Here is a 17,606-nt window from a genome sequence, read left to right as displayed (position 1 = left end):
TGATAAAAGCTATCGCTATGCTCTTCAAACATTTGACATACTATATTAGACATATAACATAAAGCGTTTGAACACACTCACGCGAAATGCTCACAGCACTTGAGGATTTAGTTTAGCATAGCCGTTGAGATTCGACTAGTCACAATTCTCTTTAATCATCTATCACTTTTTAACTGATATAGAGATAAGCCGTTGAGAATAGCGACGGATACCCGTTGTGTGCTGATAGCGTAGTAAGACCGCGATAATCAATCACTAATAATAGAGCGGTTTTTGGTTTATTGACTTATCCCTACGCCCTAGACCCGTGTTACACTAACCCATATTTTTTTTGGAATTTTTATGTCCACAGATTACCATCCAAACCCCGACATCAATCAAACCAATGTACTAGGCACCGCGCTTGCTAGCTGCTGCTTTGATCCTATCACAGGGTATTATCGTAACGGTTTTTGTCATACTGGCAACCAAGACGTTGGCCAACATACTGTCTGCGCTAAAATGACCAGTGAATTTTTGAACTTTTCGTCTAGCCGCGGTAATGATCTGATCACGCCTTTACCTGAGTATAATTTTGCCGGTCTAAAGCCCGGTGACTATTGGTGTATTTGTGCGCTGCGCTGGGTCGAAGCATTAGACTTTGACATAGCGCCGCCTATCAAGCTCGAAGCTTGCCATGAGAGCTTACTGACGCTCGTCGATATTGACACCTTAAAGCGTTATGCTTTATAAACTGCCGCTTGATATTTAATACTTGATAGGTGATATTCGACATCTCGTTATTTTTAGAGCAAGCACTTTCTAAAATGCGGCAGGTCTTATGTTATAGCGATACCTTTAGATAAATAAAGGTTTTATTTTAAAGACTTAACTTTAACGACTAAGGCTTTAACGACGAGGAAGAGCGTCTATGCACCGTGATGATGAGCCGTCAGCCCAGACGATACGTATCGCCCCTGATTCCAATATCGAACGTATCTACTCTAACAGCGTTGAGGCGCCGCTAAACTTAGTCGATTACGATAGTTATATTTATGGTGATGCGGACGCGACGGCAGAAGATACGCTTGAGACCATGACCGTCTATGACCCGGACTCAGAACGCTATGAGGATATCGTCGTCTCAAGCGACGCTGAAGTGGTCAACTGCTACTCTTACTCGCGTAAGACCGGTAAACAAATCAGCCAGTTGGCGCTCAGCGACGTAAGTAAAGCCTTGACCAATAATAATCAATTTATTTGGCTAGGACTTTATGAGCCAAGCTTACAGACCATCGCCGAAGTACAAAATGCTTTTGATCTGCATGAGCTGGCTATAGAAGACGCTTTTGCTGATAATCAACGTGCCAAAGTTGAAGCCTATAATAACAATACGATATTCTTAGTCGTTCGAACTGCCAAGCTCGAAGACAATTATATTCGCTATGGCACGACCGCAATATTTATGGGTAAGAACTACCTGATCACTATCCGTACTGGCCCCTCAAACGCCTATGCACCAGTACGTGAACATTGTCATCTGCGCCCCGAAAAATTAAGAATGGGGCCTATCTTTATCTTGCATGCTGTTCTTGATTTTATTGTTGATAATTATCTACCAATCACCGATAGACTGGGTAGCTATTTACGCGAGCAAGAGCGCAATATCTTTACCTATGAATTCAATAAAGACACCCTAAAGAATCTCTATGAGATTAAGTCACAACTGGTACACATGCGCGCGGTGATACTGCCGGTACAAGATATCTGCAACTTCTTTATTAATCATCAAAAAAGCGATTTAGTGCCTGCTTTCCCTAATGCCGCTAAGCCTTATTTTCGCGATATAAACGACCATCTGCTGCGCTCATTAGATGCGGTCAACGGTCTTAATGAGATGCTAAGCTTAGCTATGGACACTTATATGGCTATGGTCAATATGGGGCAGAATGAGGTGGTACGTAAGCTTGCCGCTTGGGCAGGTATATTGGCAGTGCCGACTGCTGTCGCCGGTCTCTATGGCATGAACTTCGATTTTATGCCTGAGCTGCATTGGGAGTACTCTTATTTTGTTATTTTATTTTTGATCGCTGCGACTTGTAGCTACTTATACTATAAGTTTAAAAAAGTGAAATGGCTCTAATTAGCAATAGCCTAATTATGAATAAAACGTTTTAAGCTAAAAAAAAGAGCTCATCAATGAGCTCTTTTTTATCTATTTGAAGTTATTTCAGATAAAAGAACCTGACTCACAACCAAACTTACTACCGGCGTTTTCTGATATTAAAGCTGGGCAGATGGTGCTCAGTATTAGGGCTTTGGTGATCGTCGTAATAGTCTTCAGGACGACCGAACATTTTTGCCGTCCAAGTCAGAATCACAATAGAGAAGCTCAATATCATCACCGCTACCGAAATAGTCGCTAATAGCCAGAGGTGATAATACTCTGATACCGCCTGCACATCGACGACTAAATGCCGTGATAAAGCAGTAATCGCAATGAATATCAAAAACTGCACGGGCAAACGGTGGGTTTTAAAATAAATGCCGATCATCGCAAGCAACTCAAGATAAATGAACAGTAATAAAATATCTTTTAAGTCTGCTGAGCCTTTTTGGAAAATATAAAAAAACTCTTTGCCCGCTGTCCACACCACCACTAAGCTGATAAAAAACAAAATTACATAGTGGCAAATATCGACAAAGTCGCGACCGAGGTATTGTAAGCGCTCATAAATACTGACTTCGCTCTTGGAGTGCTGCGCCCTGTCAATACGGCTCGTCTCAATGCTATCTTGCTTGACGTTATTACTTTTATCAACTTTATGTATGCTAGCTTCACTGGTGCCAGATTCATTAATACCAGGTTTATTACTATTAGTTTCGTTTGTAGACTTCGATGACTTATCTGATAACGTAGTCATCAGCCTGTCGCACCAGTTGTTAGATCTGCATCTAATCTAGCTGACTTTTCCGCGGCTTCAACCGTTTGGCGAATCAAGGTATTGATAGTCATCGGCCCGACCCCGCCTGGCACTGGGGTATAAGCACTAGCAATATCAGCCACACCGCTCATCTCAATATCACCAACGCCGCCGTTATCTGTAGGATGGAAGCCGGCATCCACCACTACCGCGCCGGGTTTAACCCAAGCCGCTTTGATCAGCTCAGGTACGCCGACAGCACCAACGATAATATCTGCACGCTCAACATGAGCTTGCAAATCTTCGGTTCTTGAATGGCAGATCGTCACGGTGCAGTTGGCATTTAATAGCATCATCGCCATGGGCTTACCTAAGATCGGACTACGCCCGACTACCACCGCCTGCTTACCCGATAGCTCGATATCGTAGTGCGCTAGCAGATGCATGATACCCTGCGGCGTACAAGAGCCGTAAGCTGACTCTCCCATACTCATACGACCAAAACCTAAGCAAGTGACGCCATCGACATCTTTTGCCAAGTCAATTTGCTCAAAACAAGCGCGCTCATCGATATGATCAGGCACAGGGTGCTGCAATAAAATGCCGTGCACATCTGGATTATTATTAAGCTCGTCAATTTTTGCTTTGAGCTGCTCGGTGGTGGTTTCAGAAGGCAACTCGACCTTAATAGAGTCCATACCGACGCGCTTGCAAGCATTGCCTTTCATACGCACATAGGTCGCAGAAGCAGGATCAGCACCGACCAATATCGTCGCAAGGCTTGGGGTACGTCCCGTCTTCTCTTTAAGCGTAGCCACACGCTGGCTCAGTGAGTGCTCTATCTGTTTAGCGAGCGCTTTGCCATCTAACAGCGTGACAGATTTTTGCTCAGTTGATGGTTCAGTAGTGTTTGACGCGCTTGACATGATAACTCCAAAATTTTGGCGATGAACAGAAAGGAAACCCGTGTAATTCACGCGTGATATTGTACCTCTGTTACCGGTAAAAACCTACCCACTTACGTCTATTAAAACATTCTTCCTGAGCTTAGTTGTTCTTTATATCAAAGCTTATTAGATCTTTTTTATCACTTATTTCGTTGCTATTCATAATATACGTAACAACACTTGTATTAGACCTTACAGTAAGATCTAGGCTGGAGATTATTAGGTATTTGTAAATAAAAACAACTTAAAGCTAACTGGACGGTCAATAGATTTGAAGTTACATCTGTGTTAGGTTATTGACACAAAAATTAAATACTAAGGGGATTTACTTTAGTATTCGCTTTATTTTGATTCCTAATTATAGATATAGTGAGGTGCAAATTTGCAAAACGAGTCACTGTTTCAATTCTCGGCGCTAACCGTTATTTTACTGTTAGTTGCTTTTTATGGGGGTACTTACTTACTCTCTTTACTGATTAAAAAGGACAAAGAATCGACCAGTGGTTTTATGGTCGCAGGACACGGTGTTGGCTTCGGTATGGGCGCCGCTAGTATGACCGCTACTTGGATTTGGGCGGCTTCCTTCTATGCAGCGGCTACCTCCGGTTATAAATACGGTGTGTCCGGTCCGATTCATTACGGCTTTTGGGGCGCATTGATGATTTTATTCATCTACCCGTTCGGTATGCGCTTTCGCGAATTGGCCCCCAACGGTCATACTTTAGGCGAGCTTATCCACGCCCGCCACGGCTCATCAAGCCAATTGATTTTAGCCATATCTAATCTTATGGGCAGCTTAATTAGCTTGATGGTCAACTTCACTGCTGCTGGTGCGCTAGTGTCAGTATTATCACCCTTATCCTTTCAGACTGGTGTACTCATCGCCGGTATCGGCGTCTTAAGTTATACTTTGACTTCAGGCTTTAGAGCTTCAGTCTTTACCGATTTTGCTCAGCTGGTGGCTTTAATGGCTATCGGTGTGGTGATCATTCCTGCCGTGCTATTCTCCATGGGCGGTCCTACCGTCATGGTAGAAGGATTATCTAATCTAACTCTTGAGCAGCAAGACTTCTTCTCATCAGAAGCCTTCTTAATGCAAGGAGCGCCTTTCTTTGTCGCGGTACTAGCTTATGCGATTGGTAATCAAACGATTACCCAAAGGCTGTTTGCTATTGATCAAGACAAAATTAAAGCTACCTTTGTCACCGCTACTGTCGGTTACGCAGGCATCGTTATCGGTCTAGGTATGATAGGTCTGATGGCGCTGACTATAGGTATTGAGCCGCTAAATGGCGATATGAATAACCTGATTCCACAAATGGTTAGCACCTATTTACATCCTATATTTATTGCGCTGTTCTTTATTCTAGTTATCGGCTCATTATCTTCGACGGCGGATTCTGATTTGTCCGCACTATCGACGATTATGATGGCGGATGTCTACGGCAAAAATATCGCCAAAAAAGGCAATGTCAAACCAAAAACGATGATGCTTGTGGGCCGTGGTACGATGATCGTCGCCACTGCTGCTGGTCTAATATTTGCCAGCTTCAAACTCGACATCTTAGTGATGCTAGTATTCGTTGGCGCGTTATGGGGCGCGGTCGTCTTCCCCGTTATCGCTAGTGTGTTTTGGAACCGCGTCACCAATGTTGCGTTTACCTCTGCGGTCATTGTCGCGTTGATATTCTTCTGTATCGCCCGTTTTGAGTTGATCCCGATTACCGGTATCACTGCCCTCTTCTTTGAGGTCATGGCGAGCGTTGGCGCAGCTGTGGTTATTGGGCTTATGGTCTTTGGTTTCTTAGGACGTAAAGCGGGTATGGGCGCGGCTGTGATAACGCTTATATTGATGTTGATATTTGCAACGGGTTTCTTACGCGATTACATGGTGTTAGTCGCCTCTTTAACCGCTTATGGTGTTAGTACTATCGTCTGTACACTCGTGAGCTTAATGGGTAATGAGCGCTTTGATTTTGATTTAATCAAACAACGCGTTGGCGACTATGATAAAAAAGCTAAGGTAACTCCTACTCCCAAGCGTTAAGATAAAGTTGGTTGACACGGATGAAAGTCAGCCAACCTTTGCTAAATACAGTAGTGAGCCTATAGCCGCTAACAAGTACTTATTTAGTGGCTATTGCTCAGACCCTATTAAACAGCCATAAAAAGGAGACAATATGGATAACACTTTTATTTACGGCCTGTATATCTTGATCTGGCCTGCTATTACTTTAGCGGTGCTAGTCTTGATTTGCACCGCAACCTATCGCGATATTCAAAAAGCCAAACGCAACAATAAAGATATCGTCTAACTTGCTCCATTAAAGTAAGCTAACTGCTTGTATTAGCTCTATTAATTAATATTTGTAGGAGTCCGACGATAAATAAGCAAAGTTTAACCAAAAAATAGCTTGTATTTTGAATTAATTTTGCTAATATAGTGACCCTTGGCTGGATAGCACAGTGGTTATGCAGCGGATTGCAAATCCGTAGACGCCGGTTCGATTCCGACTCCAGCCTCCAATTATATCGCTCAACTATTCAAGTTTTTATTGATAGTTTTATATATAAAAATTATCTCAATTTTGACTTGCATTATTGAGATAACGGCTTATAATAGCGAGCACTTATCTAGTAACTAGACAGTCTATCAGCTAGTTGATCAATTAGATAAAATAAGTTTTGCCCGGGTGGTGAAATTGGTAGACACAAGGGATTTAAAATCCCTCGCTAGAAATAGCGTGCCGGTTCAAGTCCGGCTCCGGGTACCATTATAGTAGTAGAAAAAACCGCAAATCATGACGATTTGCGGTTTTTTTTGTTGTTAATATTCTGTACTTTCCTACTTTATTTACCTCAATCTATGCACTAATAAGTATACTTAATTTTTAATGATGACTCTTTGCATAGAATAAGCGGTTATATTTACTAAACACCTTACTCAATGTTTCTATATAAAAAAATTATTGAACGCCATCTGCCGGTGTTTGATCTAGGTTTGAATTGTTCTCATTAATATAGACCGTATCATCAACTTCTTGCCCACCTTCTGTACTAGAATAATATGATGTCCCTCCTTCATCTTCTGCATCCTCAGTAGAATTGTTTGTGTTACCTTCCATACCCTCTTCGGTTTGTCCAGCGGTTATGTCGCTAGACTCTGCATTTACAGGCGTTACTTCGCTAGACTCTATCTGATTAGTATCAGTACTTTCTTCTGTTTCAGTACTGCAGCCACTTAGGGCAAGAACACTTGCTAATAAGGTCATCTTTAGCTTATTTTGAAATAATTGATCCAATAGTAAATTTTTCATAAGGGTACCTTCTTTATAGGCAAGATAAGATATCAACAATACTCATAGATTCAAGATCAAGTTGAATGTACTTTTAATTTTAATAATAAATACTTTAACTAGTAGGAGGGTTTTGTTTGCTTTCATTAACGGTTTGCTAATGTTTTGGCGCTGCAAGTGACAAATGCAACTATATATGCTTCAGAGAACTATAGACTTGTTGAGTATGGAAGTATTTGCAGGGTTTTACCAGTTAAAACTAATGTACTGCTTAGATGCTAGCAATCAAGCCCACAGCCCTTGAACATGAAGAGCCCTTGTGCCAATAGTGGGGTAATCTGAAAAGCTCAGCTGATAACCGCCGCTAGTGTTTGGTTGAATCTCACAAGTCGCTCCTAATGGGAAGCTCGCTTTTTGCGCGATATGCCCAAAGCGCATACCACTATAAATAGGTAGCCTTGTCAATTTGTGCAACTGACGAACGACAGTAGCAACATCATAACGCTTATCGTAGCTATCCTCGCCAGTTCCAGAAAATGCACCGAATACAATAGCTTGTTGGTTTTTGAATACGCCCGCTAGATATAGTTCATATAGCATGCGCTCGATACGATAAGTCTGCTCGCCGACATCTTCTAAGAATATAATACCGCCATCGATACGCGGTAGATACTCGCTTCCTGTCAGTGCCGATACCACACTGAGATTGCCGCCCCAAATCGTGCCTGTTATTGAGCGGCTGTCATTAGTTGCCAAAATAGCCGGCAGCTTTGGGCTAGTAAGCTCGGCGTTATTGACTTCGATAGTGAGCTTAGGATTAGTTAAAGCTTCTACAAATTGCTGACAACTGATCCGATCAGGCGCGGTTTTACCAAACTCGCTATAGAGCATAGGGCCAGCTAGCGAGCTCATGTTACTTTTGGCGAGCAGCGCACACTGAATAGCGGTGACGTCACTGAATCCGGTCAAAATAGTGCCGCGCTCCTGCATTAGACGACCTAGCGTTGCCCAATCAACCATCGGTAATAGACGAGAGGCGCCATAACCACCGCGCACGCCAAGCAATAAATTGGGTGCGCTAATCGCTCCAGTCGCGATGTTCTGCAAGTCACTGGCACGCTGCGAATCAGTGCCAGCGAAGCGTAGATACTGACGGCTGACGATCTCAGGGTTTTGCACTTGCAAGCCAGCACAGGCCACGCGCTGCAACGCCAACTGGTTGCGAGCGTCACGACTGCCGACGTTGGAGCTTGCAAATAACCGCGTTTCAATGGTCGGTTTAATACACTGGCTTATCTGAGCGACCTGCCAAGAATGCGCCTCAGACCCAGATAACGCCGTCGGTAGCTCATCTTTTGTGAGCGCGGTAAGGCTATCAACCGTCAATAACTCATCATTTGCCATAGCATTAACCACACTTTGGCTCGCTAATAAACTGGCACTTACCCCTACGCCCATATGACGCAAAAACTGCCGACGGTTGATCTTAGATACTATTTTAGTCATCACTATCCTGCAAACTGTAATCAGACTTAATAAAACGATACATAATACCCTATCTAGTCATTTGGTGCTCAAGCTTACCCTTGCTATAGTAACTATCAGCTAGTAACCATCAATTAGTAAGAATAATGACAATCGACAACCAATAAAAAACAAGGATTTTATTTATGAGTGATAAAAATAAAGAAAAAGATGAGAAAGGACTGCTAGAGAGCATCAAGCTGATTGTCAGTAAAGAAGATAAAATAAAGGACCAAGTCGAAAGCGATCGCGGACTTGAACGTTACGCCAAAGATTTACTGCTGCTTATGAGCTTAGTCAAAGACTATTATCAGGGGAACTACCGTAATATTCCTTACAAAACTATTTCAGCGGCAGTGGTTGGGCTTCTTTATGTCCTCAACCCTATTGATATTATCCCAGATTTCATCCCTTTTATCGGTCATATCGATGACGCCTTAGTGTTAGGGTTTTGTTTAAAGCTGATGGAAAAAGACTTATTAAAATATAAAAAATGGAAAAAAGAGCGGTCAGCACCTGATGATAAAGATGCTGATCAAGACACCGCCAATAGAAAAGACAAAGAAATTAAAGCGAAAGATAAAGAAAATAAGAAGGATAAGAAATCAGCTGAAAAAGATAAGGATGGCGATACTGATAAAAAGTCATAAGCTGATTAACTATTAGTCTCTTAATGTTATTTACCCCTGCATGATAAAACCACGGTCAACGAGGCATTCTCGTTGACCGTGGTTTCGTTTGTCTATTCACTATTATTCTAGCGGCAGTTACCCTAGTAGCAATCAGTCAGGCACATCATAGTTGGACTTTTCTGGATTGAGCCCAAAAGAGAACACAAAGGTCGCAACGAGGCTATTAACGATGATAAAAGGCAGGTCAATATGGATATGACCTAGCATGTAACGGCCAATCAACCAAGATACGATCAGCATAATGATAAAAAACCCACCCATATACCCTAAGATAGCGGGATGCTTTAGATTGTAAGGCTGCTCTGGTGCTTCTTTATCTAAGACTTTAGTGCGAATCATCCAACCTGCGGCATAAGAGAGACCGCCTAACACTACATAACTCAAAAAATTCATAATATCTGACTCAATTCTTGACCATTTACTTATTGGATGTTGTTATCGGCAATACAAAAGGTATTGGCAGCGCTATCGACACTATTATCAGTACTGGCACTGGCACTGGCACTGGCACTGGCACTGGCACTGGCACTGGCATAAAGACTAAATACTTTCATTGACATTATCAATGACGATATTGGCATGCGGATTAGCTAAAATATCGGTATTGACCTCATCGCACTCTACGCGGTAGATGGTATTAGCGCCGCGGTAAATATAAGACAAATACTCACTATCGAGTAAAGGGTCAATATTGGCATAAGCAGGTTTAACATGTGCTAACACCAGCACTCTATCAGGGCGCGCGATGACCGCATCGACATTATCGGGATCAATCGAGAAGAATTTAGGAATCTCTTCGTGATTCACCACTTCTAATATTTCAGGATCATCCCAGACTCGCCCGCTACTGGCAGGCTCTTTCATTTGCATAATCCACTCGTCGGCCTGTTCGCTGACCTTTATTTGTGCCGGCTCGTCAAAGCTTACGGTATAACATCCTGCGAATATAGAAACATCTGGCTGAGATACTGTAGACTCAACGCTTGTAGCTTTAGGATCAGTCTCACTACAGCCTGCTAGCCATAATACGCTACAGACAGTTATACTAGCGAGCAAGGTCGTAAAAGGTTTGCCAATAACATCTGCGCCTTTAGCCATCGTCAAGTCTTCCTAAGTTTGGGTTTTGGGTTGGGATTTAATGTTAGCCGTTATCATTCTAACAGAAAATGTGAGCGCTGCTTTTTGGATCTGTGAGGATAGCGTTTTGTGTCTCCAGTCGCCTTATCGGTTATAGATTTGCTATAATCAAACTCTCTATTTTAGCTCTTATCCAACCGCCGAGTTTTTATGTCAGATAATCGTTCCGCCGCCCATACTACTTCTACGCAGACGGCTTCGCTAAATAAAGCGGACCCCTTAGCCGCCAAAGCCGATACCACTATCGCTTACACCGATGGCGCTTGTAAAGGTAATCCCGGCGCTGGTGGCTGGGGGGCGCATCTTATCTTTAGTGATGGAGGTACTCAGGACCTATACGGCGGTGAAGAGGCTACTACCAATAACCGTATGGAGCTGATGGGAGCTATACAAGCCTTGCAGCACAGCGCAAGCGATATCACTTTAGAGATCTGGACCGATTCAAGCTATGTCAAAAACGGCATTACTGACTGGATTGACGGCTGGAAAAAGCGCGGTTGGAAAACAGCAGGCAAAAAGCCGGTGGCAAATAAAGACTTATGGCAACAGCTTGACGCGCTGCGCCAAGATCGTAAGGTAGAGTGGCACTGGGTAAAAGGTCACGCCGGACATGCGGGTAATGAAAAAGCCGATGAGCTTGCCAATATTGGCGTCACTGCTAGTAGCGCGCATAATCTTGCTAGCCCCTCTGTCGGTAGCATAATAGATAACACTGACGCTAGTAGTAAAAAAAAAGTCGCCATTAACGAGCCGATGCTCAGTGAAAATGACTGTTTGAATTTTGACCCTTTAGGGCTCGATGACTTTGATACTATTGACGACATGGATAATATCGATAACATGGATGATGAGCTTGAAGAAGAGACACAAAGCGAGCTAAACCACGATATAAATAGCCCTATTGGGCTGCAGTCGACTAGCCAGCCTTATCAAGCTTTAGATACTCATTTAGATGCCACTTTAAATACTACCTTAAATACTGCAAATAACGCGAGCGTCCTGCCCTCTACTATGACTGATACTGCGAGTACAGATATGACTGCCGATACTGATTTACAGCACTCTGATACACAAGCGGCCGAGTTACCAGCATTCGATGGCGATACGAGCCGCGCTAATCCTCATTTTCAGCCGTTACTGCCCGAGCCTACACACCGTGGTGAGAGCAATCGTCAGCTGATAATGGATACTGAGACGACTGGGCTTGATGCGTTAAAAGGCGATAGAGTCATCGAAGTGGGTATCGTTGAGATGGTCGGCCGAAAATTCACCGGCGAAAAGCTCCATGTCTATATCAACCCGCAGCGCGGTATGGATGAAGAGGTGATACGTATTCATGGTATCTCTGAGGCTTTCTTACAAGATAAGCCTACCTTTGATAAAGTCGCACAAAAGCTTTATGACTTTATGGATGGCGCAGAAATCATCGCTCATAACGCTTCGTTCGATATGAACTTTTTAACTATGGAATTTAACAAAGTCGGTCTATCAGACTTTGCAGAGCGGGTACAAGTCACTGACTCGCTGCTGATGGCTAAACAGCAATATCCAGGACAAAAAAATACTCTAGATGCTCTGGTGCGCCGCTTAGATGTCGGCAAACAAGACCGTACCTTTCATGGCGCTTTACTAGATTCGGAGATTTTGGCGGAAGTCTATCTAGCGATGACCGGCGGTCAGGTATCATTAGCGATTGAAGAAGATATTACTAGCGAAGGAGGCCAGACAGCTCATGCTACCTTTGCCAATTTAGCGTCGCTATTACTCGACTCCAGCCAAGATGATAAGGCGAATCGCGATTGGTTTATGAATTTGGCTGAAGACTATCCGGTAATGAATGATAGCTTAGCGAATTGGTAAGCTGTGCCAAGAAGTACTATGGAATTTAAACACTATACGCTATCATTCGTTTACGGCTATTAATTATAATTGATAAGGGAACACTATGAGTCAGTCTGAGCAAACCACTTTGAGCGCTCCTACGCTTAGTATCACCAACTTTGACTTACCCTCTTTGCACTTATTGCATAGCGAAATCATAGTTACCCTAAAAAATGCTGAGATCCATTTGAGCGACTTTAATGACAATCAAACACAAGCGCCTTTATTGCTCGACTCAGTAGAAGTTTTGACGCAGTTATCGCGTATTTTTGAGCTGATATCGCTCAAAGGCGGTCAAGTTTTAAGCCTAGCTATCGCGCAGGGCTTGCAGCAGCTTCATGATAGTCAAGATAATACTAATATCGCGCTGATTATGGATCTCTCAGAGGCCATAATGACCTTAGATCGCTATGTCGAATTTGTGCTATTGACTGAGACTGTAGAGCCAAGCTTATTATTACCTATTATTCACAAGCTACAAACATATGCCGATGAAACGCCTATCGATAACGATTATTTTGCCGACTTTGGTCGCAGCAGCGTGATTATCGCTAACCCTGAAGCCAACTTTCAATCCTTAGACACGCTTGGGCTTGATAGTCATCTATTAACCAACGTCTATCGCAACGGTCTTGGCGTTTTATTGACCAATACAGACGGCAACATCTCGACTAGTGAAGCTGAGAAGCTCAAAGCAATGAGCGCCGCCTGTGCTTATATCGCTGGCCACAGTAGTAGCCTGTTTTGGCAAGCCGCTGCAGCAGCGATAATCGATATCGAAACCCTGCTTCCTTTATCTCTAAGCCAAAAACACACCCTGATCTACTTAGAGCAGCAGTTTAATAGCTATCTGCCAGTGATGGATATTCGTTTTGCGGATCTGGTCAGCTTTGCTTGTAGCCGCGACAATGAGCAGGCGCAAAAGCTGCGTGAGCAGTACGCAAACAACCAGCTTGAGTCATCACAGCGCGAACAGATGAAACGCTTTTTGTTTGGTCCTAACCGCGCCATTACTGACATCTCAAATGAGCTAATCCAAGAAAAAATAAATCTCATCAAGGAGCAAGTGGATAGTTACGCACGCGCCAATACCGTCACCGCTACTCCTATCCAACCGGCTGATATCGCTACTAAAATAGCTAAGCTGCGCTCTAGTCTGAGCCTATTAGGTCTAAGCGATACTGCAGCTCTACTCACGAGTGCAGCTAACGCGGTCGCCAAATGGGACAACCCAAAACCTGAGGATTTTGATGAGTTATTATTAGCGCTGATGGCTGCCGAAAACGCTTCGATTGCTATGGCAAAAATGCATACGCCTGGCGCGATTAACTTATCGCTGAATAATCAGCAAATCTCTTTGCATCAGCTTGATACTGCTTATGATGCTTTAGTACAAGAAAGCCGTAGTAATATCATAAAAGCCGAGCACGCTATCACTAATTATATAACTGCAGATGATGCGCAGCTATCTATGCTAGAAGAAATACCAGAGATGATTCGGCAAGTGGCAGGAGCGCTACGCTTCTTAGAATTACCCGCTTTAGCAAATATGTTTAGTCAATTGGCAAGCTTCACCCAAACCTCTCTATCAAGCCCGCAGCCTCTCAGCGAGCAAACCCTCAGTCACATGGCTGATGTGCTGATGTCCGTGGATTATCGCTTAGATGGTTTTGAGAGTAATCGTCCGGTAAATAAACGCTCGCTAGATGTCGGTCAACATAGCTTAAGCCAACTACTGGCTGCCTAGTCGCTTAAATACTGTGGACGGATGTGAATGAGTACTGCTTTTATAATCGAAAAAGATACTGTCTTATGTCGCCAGACATCTACAGGTTGGCAGCCCTTATCTATCGACTTATCGGCTGAGTCAGATCGCAACCTACCCCCTTATCAGTTAGGCCGTGTTGAGCTGTTAGAGAGCTTAGCGCCAAGCCACTGGCAACAAAGTGGACATTGGCAAATAAAGAATAGCGATAACGGCATAAGCGCCAAAACCACTAGTCTGACAGCGAATAATGCTCCGGCCGCGTATGCTATCAGCTATCACTATGCAAAAATCAATCAACTCACGCTACCGACTATCCGCGATGATATTGACTCCATCTCAGCGCCAATCGACCAAACTGACATTCAAGCAAATGATGCTGATGACAATGGCGCTATAAACGCTTTTATCTCTTATCGGCAGTTGCTCACTCAGATTCCAGTAGCGCTCGCCGATCAGATCAGTCAGGCCATGCAGCTGCTGCGCTGGCAAGCGGATACTCAGTTTTGTAGTCGCTGTAGTGCGGCGGTTAGCGCGGCGGACTCTGGTGAGCGGGCGATGGTATGCAGCGTTTGCCGCTTACGTCAGTATCCGCGTGTACAGCCGTGCGTGATTACGGCTATTACTCGCCCAAACCCTAAGACCGGCGAGATGCAAATATTATTAGCCCATCATCACCGCTATGGTCAGACAAGCTTACCGTTACAGTATGGCTTGATTGCAGGGTTTGTAGAAGCTGGTGAGAGCTTAGAGCATGCGGTGGTGCGAGAAGTATTTGAAGAAGTAGGCATTCGCTTATCAGACATTCGCTACGTTAGTAGTCAACCTTGGCCATTTCCTTCTAACTTAATGCTCGGCTTTCGGGCCAGTTATGACAGTGGCGATCTCGTGCTGCAAGAAGATGAGCTGTCGCACGCAGACTTTTTTGATTTATCAAACCTGCCAAAGATACCTTTTAAAGGCAGCATCGCTTATGAGTTAATCGCTCAAATCGCTGCAGAACAAGGCGTTACGCTTTCTTAAAAGTCTATTCTAACTGGTAGTCAATACCTTTATTATTTATTATATGCCCGCTTTAAGGCCAGTATTCCATGTCTGATAACCATACTCACCCCTTACCGATTCGCTTAGCTGATCTGCCGCTATTGTTCGATTCTCAAGCGTTAGAGTCGCTGCCAAGGGCAACACAAACTAAGATCGCCCAGATCGATGCTTGCTTACCACAGACCCAATGCGGACTGTGTGACCACCCTGATGGCTGCTTGCCTTATGCGACAGCGATCGCTGTCGATGGCGAACCTTATAATAAATGCGTGCCTGGTGGACAGCCGGTTACCGAAGCTATTGCCCAAATCCTTGCAGATAGCGATAATGATAGCCCTATTAGTATTGATGATGGTGATATTCCTGTCATTGCCGAGCCTTCCAAGTGGCCGATAGATGCTGCCACTCAGCGTCCAACCGAAGTACGCGCGATCATCCGTGAGGACGACTGTATTGGCTGCACTAAGTGTATCCCTGCCTGTCCGGTCGATGCCATCGTCGGTACCGGTAAGCATATGCATACGATTTTTACCGATCTTTGCACCGGCTGCGAGCTATGCCTTGCGCCCTGCCCGGTAGATTGCATCGATCTAGTGACGGTGCATCGTGATCTAACCACTAGCGCGCGCGAACAAGAACAAGACGATCTGCGTCAGCGTTATCATACCCATCTAAGGCGAGTCACCAAGCAGCTCGCCGATAGCAGTAATGCCAAGCCAGTCGTCAGTATGGTCGAGGCCAAGCTCAATAATGCCGCTAGCCAGTCTCTCGAAATTAGCGAGCAACAAGCCAAAAATACAATTGCTGCAGCAAAACTACGGAGCAAAATCAAAAAGCTAGAAAAGCAGTTAAGCGTGCGTCCCAATGACAACAAGCAAAGCGAGCTTATCGCATTACAAGAAGAGCTAGCCGCGTTATAACGAAACACGCTATAAAAAGTAATACAACTAAGACGTCATCCTATGAGTAAAACCGTTAAAAATAAAACTGCTGATACGCCGCCATCGAGACTGATGCCCAAGCGCAATATCAGGCCGTTCTTTGAAAAGCTCGCTGCCACTATAGATGAGCCCGTCACTGAGCTGCACTTTAAAAGCAACTTTGAGCTGCTCATCGCCGTTATCCTCTCTGCGCAAGCAACTGACGTCAGCGTTAATATTGCTACTAATCAGCTTTATCCTGTCGCTAATACGCCCGAAGCCATTTATGCATTGGGTGAGGAAGGGCTCAAACCCTATATCCAAAACATTGGCCTCTATAATTCAAAAGCCAAAAACGTGATAAAGACTTGCCGCGACTTGATCGATAAGTTTGACAGCCAAGTGCCTGATAACCGTAAAGACCTTGAGTCATTAGCAGGTGTGGGCCGCAAGACTGCTAATGTGGTGCTTAATACAGCTTTCGGTCAGCCGACTATGGCAGTCGACACCCATATCTTTCGCGTTGGTAATCGTACCGGCCTTGCGACGGGTAAAAACGTCTTAATCGTTGAGCAGAAGCTAGTCGCGCGTATTCCAGAAGATCTACTACTCGATGCGCATCATTATCTGATCTTACATGGGCGTTATACTTGTCAGGCGCGCACACCGAAATGTGGCGCTTGTCCGGTGTATGAAGAATGTATGTTTAAGGATAAAGCTAAATTTTTAGAATTATAATCTTGCAAACCGAGTCAATACTATGCAAACCCTGACCGCCCTACTTTTTGATAATTTTGAAACCTTGGACCTATTTGGTCCTATTCAAATGTTTGGAAGCTTGCCTGAGCATTACCGGATTCAATATGGCTCATTGTTAGGCGGGGTTGTTAGCAATAAACATGGTGCTGCTTTGCAGACAACGGCCATAGCTGATTTGAACCATTCGACTGATATTTTATTAATCGTCGGCGGCATGGGCACGTGGCAAGTCGTTAAAGCCACTGATTTTTCACAGGCTTTAGTCTCATTGAGTACCCAAGCCGATTGGGTACTCAGTGTCTGTACGGGTAGCGCTCTATTAGCCAAAGCCGGAATATTGGACGGTAAGAGAGCTACTTCTAATAAATTATCTTGGCAATGGGCTACCGCGCAGTCCGAGCAAGTGCAATGGATAAAACAAGCGCGTTGGGTGGTCGATGACAAGTATTACACTTCTTCAGGAGTTAGTGCCGGCATGGATATGGCGCTAGGGTTTATTGCTGATAGACACGGTATAGCTACTGCTTATCAGGTGGCTAATTACACTGAATATCAATGGCAGCAAGACGCTGAGCACGATAGCTTCTATAACTCTTGATACCCAAAGTTAAACTTAATTTGGTTTATCTCAATTCGCTTCCCTGATTCGTAAAGTCACCCTAGAGTTTTGAGCTAAATCACGGTAAGATATGGTAATTTTTTTGACCTATTTTTATAACATTTAATAAATAATGACTA

General features: G+C 44.0%; 18 protein-coding genes and 2 tRNA genes. 13 read left to right on the top strand and 7 right to left on the bottom strand.

Going from position 1 to position 17,606, the window contains the following annotated elements; all coding sequences use genetic code 11:
- Positions 1 to 342: 342 nt before the first annotated feature.
- Both ACTXGJ_RS08830 and corA read left to right on the top strand, forming a co-directional pair.
- Positions 343 to 732, top strand: a complete 390-nt coding sequence (locus tag ACTXGJ_RS08830; RefSeq protein WP_439243948.1) for a DUF2237 family protein — start codon at positions 343 to 345, stop codon at positions 730 to 732.
- A 178-nt stretch (positions 733 to 910) separates the two neighbouring features.
- On the top strand, positions 911 to 2,122 hold the full coding sequence (corA, locus tag ACTXGJ_RS08825; RefSeq protein WP_439243947.1) for a magnesium/cobalt transporter CorA: 1,212 nt from the start codon (positions 911 to 913) through the stop codon (positions 2,120 to 2,122).
- 121 nt (positions 2,123 to 2,243) lie between these two features.
- Here corA and ACTXGJ_RS08820 read toward each other — a convergent pair whose 3' ends face one another.
- On the bottom strand, positions 2,244 to 2,903 hold the full coding sequence (locus tag ACTXGJ_RS08820; protein ID WP_439243945.1) for a phosphate-starvation-inducible protein PsiE: 660 nt from the start codon (positions 2,901 to 2,903) through the stop codon (positions 2,244 to 2,246).
- Complete coding sequence (gene folD, locus ACTXGJ_RS08815; RefSeq protein ID WP_439243943.1) at positions 2,903 to 3,829, bottom strand: bifunctional methylenetetrahydrofolate dehydrogenase/methenyltetrahydrofolate cyclohydrolase FolD; 927 nt, start codon at positions 3,827 to 3,829, stop codon at positions 2,903 to 2,905. The genes ACTXGJ_RS08820 and folD overlap by 1 nt, the downstream gene beginning before the upstream one ends.
- A 418-nt stretch (positions 3,830 to 4,247) precedes the next feature.
- On the opposite strand from folD, the gene ACTXGJ_RS08810 reads away from it, so the two are divergent.
- The 4 genes from ACTXGJ_RS08810 (at position 4,248) to ACTXGJ_RS08795 (ending at position 6,624) form a co-directional block, all read left to right on the top strand.
- Complete coding sequence (locus ACTXGJ_RS08810) at positions 4,248 to 5,897, top strand: sodium:solute symporter family protein (RefSeq protein ID WP_439244027.1); 1,650 nt, start codon at positions 4,248 to 4,250, stop codon at positions 5,895 to 5,897.
- 133 nt (positions 5,898 to 6,030) lie between these two features.
- Positions 6,031 to 6,165: a putative transporter small subunit gene (locus ACTXGJ_RS08805; protein WP_439243941.1), complete on the top strand. Its 135-nt coding sequence runs from the start codon at positions 6,031 to 6,033 to the stop codon at positions 6,163 to 6,165.
- 137 nt (positions 6,166 to 6,302) lie between these two features.
- Positions 6,303 to 6,376 (top strand) — tRNA-Cys (locus tag ACTXGJ_RS08800).
- A 161-nt stretch (positions 6,377 to 6,537) separates the two neighbouring features.
- Positions 6,538 to 6,624: transfer RNA gene (locus ACTXGJ_RS08795), tRNA-Leu, on the top strand.
- Positions 6,625 to 6,816: 192 nt separating this feature from the next.
- Here ACTXGJ_RS08795 and ACTXGJ_RS08790 read toward each other — a convergent pair.
- Both ACTXGJ_RS08790 and ACTXGJ_RS08785 read right to left on the bottom strand, forming a co-directional pair.
- Positions 6,817 to 7,167 (bottom strand): hypothetical protein, encoded by a 351-nt coding sequence (locus ACTXGJ_RS08790; RefSeq protein ID WP_439243939.1) that lies wholly within the window; start codon positions 7,165 to 7,167, stop codon positions 6,817 to 6,819.
- A 264-nt stretch (positions 7,168 to 7,431) separates the two neighbouring features.
- On the bottom strand, positions 7,432 to 8,652 hold the full coding sequence (locus ACTXGJ_RS08785) for an LD-carboxypeptidase (protein WP_443565680.1): 1,221 nt from the start codon (positions 8,650 to 8,652) through the stop codon (positions 7,432 to 7,434).
- 164 nt (positions 8,653 to 8,816) lie between these two features.
- On the opposite strand from ACTXGJ_RS08785, the gene ACTXGJ_RS08780 reads away from it, so the two are divergent.
- Positions 8,817 to 9,320 (top strand): YkvA family protein, encoded by a 504-nt coding sequence (locus ACTXGJ_RS08780; protein ID WP_439243935.1) that lies wholly within the window; start codon positions 8,817 to 8,819, stop codon positions 9,318 to 9,320.
- A 132-nt stretch (positions 9,321 to 9,452) separates the two neighbouring features.
- On the opposite strand, the gene ACTXGJ_RS08775 is transcribed toward ACTXGJ_RS08780, so the two are convergent.
- The 3 genes from ACTXGJ_RS08775 to ACTXGJ_RS08765 are packed head-to-tail and all read right to left on the bottom strand — an operon-like array spanning position 9,453 to position 10,460.
- Positions 9,453 to 9,755: a hypothetical protein gene (locus tag ACTXGJ_RS08775; RefSeq protein WP_439243933.1), complete on the bottom strand. Its 303-nt coding sequence runs from the start codon at positions 9,753 to 9,755 to the stop codon at positions 9,453 to 9,455.
- Positions 9,756 to 9,784: 29 nt separating this feature from the next.
- On the bottom strand, positions 9,785 to 9,916 hold the full coding sequence (locus tag ACTXGJ_RS08770; protein ID WP_443565679.1) for a hypothetical protein: 132 nt from the start codon (positions 9,914 to 9,916) through the stop codon (positions 9,785 to 9,787).
- Positions 9,903 to 10,460: a hypothetical protein gene (locus ACTXGJ_RS08765; RefSeq protein ID WP_439243931.1), complete on the bottom strand. Its 558-nt coding sequence runs from the start codon at positions 10,458 to 10,460 to the stop codon at positions 9,903 to 9,905. Before ACTXGJ_RS08765 ends, ACTXGJ_RS08770 begins: the two co-directional genes overlap by 14 nt.
- A gap of 189 nt (positions 10,461 to 10,649) precedes the next feature.
- Here ACTXGJ_RS08765 and dnaQ point away from each other — a divergent pair, with 189 nt between their 5' ends.
- The 6 genes from dnaQ (at position 10,650) to ACTXGJ_RS08735 (ending at position 17,466) form a co-directional block, all read left to right on the top strand.
- The gene (dnaQ, locus tag ACTXGJ_RS08760; protein ID WP_443565678.1) at positions 10,650 to 12,359 is read left to right on the top strand and encodes a DNA polymerase III subunit epsilon; all 1,710 of its coding nucleotides are present in this window, start codon (positions 10,650 to 10,652) and stop codon (positions 12,357 to 12,359) included.
- Between the two features lie 85 nt (positions 12,360 to 12,444).
- On the top strand, positions 12,445 to 14,127 hold the full coding sequence (locus tag ACTXGJ_RS08755) for a hypothetical protein (RefSeq protein ID WP_439243929.1): 1,683 nt from the start codon (positions 12,445 to 12,447) through the stop codon (positions 14,125 to 14,127).
- A gap of 27 nt (positions 14,128 to 14,154) precedes the next feature.
- On the top strand, positions 14,155 to 15,168 hold the full coding sequence (gene nudC / locus ACTXGJ_RS08750) for an NAD(+) diphosphatase (protein WP_443565677.1): 1,014 nt from the start codon (positions 14,155 to 14,157) through the stop codon (positions 15,166 to 15,168).
- A 68-nt stretch (positions 15,169 to 15,236) separates the two neighbouring features.
- Positions 15,237 to 16,109 carry an RnfABCDGE type electron transport complex subunit B gene (locus ACTXGJ_RS08745; protein ID WP_439243925.1) on the top strand — a complete coding sequence of 291 codons (873 nt, stop codon included), beginning with the start codon at positions 15,237 to 15,239 and terminating at the stop codon, positions 16,107 to 16,109.
- A gap of 42 nt (positions 16,110 to 16,151) precedes the next feature.
- The gene (nth, locus tag ACTXGJ_RS08740; RefSeq protein ID WP_439243923.1) at positions 16,152 to 16,847 is read left to right on the top strand and encodes an endonuclease III; all 696 of its coding nucleotides are present in this window, start codon (positions 16,152 to 16,154) and stop codon (positions 16,845 to 16,847) included.
- Between the two features lie 22 nt (positions 16,848 to 16,869).
- Entirely contained in the window at positions 16,870 to 17,466 is a 597-nt protein-coding gene (locus ACTXGJ_RS08735) for a DJ-1/PfpI family protein (protein ID WP_443565675.1), read from the top strand.
- The last annotated feature ends 140 nt before the right edge of the window (positions 17,467 to 17,606 follow it).

The sequence above is a fragment of the Psychrobacter sp. 1Y11 genome, from assembly GCF_052259045.1.
Lineage (GTDB): Bacteria > Pseudomonadota > Gammaproteobacteria > Pseudomonadales > Moraxellaceae > Psychrobacter.
This window is presented reverse-complemented; position numbering and strand designations above follow the sequence as displayed.

Coding starts and splice junctions, on each gene's coding strand:
- ACTXGJ_RS08830 (WP_439243948.1), top strand. CDS start 343: ATGTCCACAGATTACCATCCAAACCCCGACATCAATCAAACCAATGTA.
- corA (WP_439243947.1), top strand. CDS start 911: ATGCACCGTGATGATGAGCCGTCAGCCCAGACGATACGTATCGCCCCT.
- ACTXGJ_RS08820 (WP_439243945.1), bottom strand. CDS start 2,903: ATGACTACGTTATCAGATAAGTCATCGAAGTCTACAAACGAAACTAAT.
- folD (WP_439243943.1), bottom strand. CDS start 3,829: ATGTCAAGCGCGTCAAACACTACTGAACCATCAACTGAGCAAAAATCT.
- ACTXGJ_RS08805 (WP_439243941.1), top strand. CDS start 6,031: ATGGATAACACTTTTATTTACGGCCTGTATATCTTGATCTGGCCTGCT.
- ACTXGJ_RS08790 (WP_439243939.1), bottom strand. CDS start 7,167: ATGAAAAATTTACTATTGGATCAATTATTTCAAAATAAGCTAAAGATG.
- ACTXGJ_RS08785 (WP_443565680.1), bottom strand. CDS start 8,652: ATGACTAAAATAGTATCTAAGATCAACCGTCGGCAGTTTTTGCGTCAT.
- ACTXGJ_RS08780 (WP_439243935.1), top strand. CDS start 8,817: ATGAGTGATAAAAATAAAGAAAAAGATGAGAAAGGACTGCTAGAGAGC.
- ACTXGJ_RS08775 (WP_439243933.1), bottom strand. CDS start 9,755: ATGAATTTTTTGAGTTATGTAGTGTTAGGCGGTCTCTCTTATGCCGCA.
- ACTXGJ_RS08770 (WP_443565679.1), bottom strand. CDS start 9,916: ATGAAAGTATTTAGTCTTTATGCCAGTGCCAGTGCCAGTGCCAGTGCC.
- ACTXGJ_RS08765 (WP_439243931.1), bottom strand. CDS start 10,460: ATGGCTAAAGGCGCAGATGTTATTGGCAAACCTTTTACGACCTTGCTC.
- dnaQ (WP_443565678.1), top strand. CDS start 10,650: ATGTCAGATAATCGTTCCGCCGCCCATACTACTTCTACGCAGACGGCT.
- ACTXGJ_RS08755 (WP_439243929.1), top strand. CDS start 12,445: ATGAGTCAGTCTGAGCAAACCACTTTGAGCGCTCCTACGCTTAGTATC.
- nudC (WP_443565677.1), top strand. CDS start 14,155: ATGAGTACTGCTTTTATAATCGAAAAAGATACTGTCTTATGTCGCCAG.
- ACTXGJ_RS08745 (WP_439243925.1), top strand. CDS start 15,237: ATGTCTGATAACCATACTCACCCCTTACCGATTCGCTTAGCTGATCTG.
- nth (WP_439243923.1), top strand. CDS start 16,152: ATGAGTAAAACCGTTAAAAATAAAACTGCTGATACGCCGCCATCGAGA.
- ACTXGJ_RS08735 (WP_443565675.1), top strand. CDS start 16,870: ATGCAAACCCTGACCGCCCTACTTTTTGATAATTTTGAAACCTTGGAC.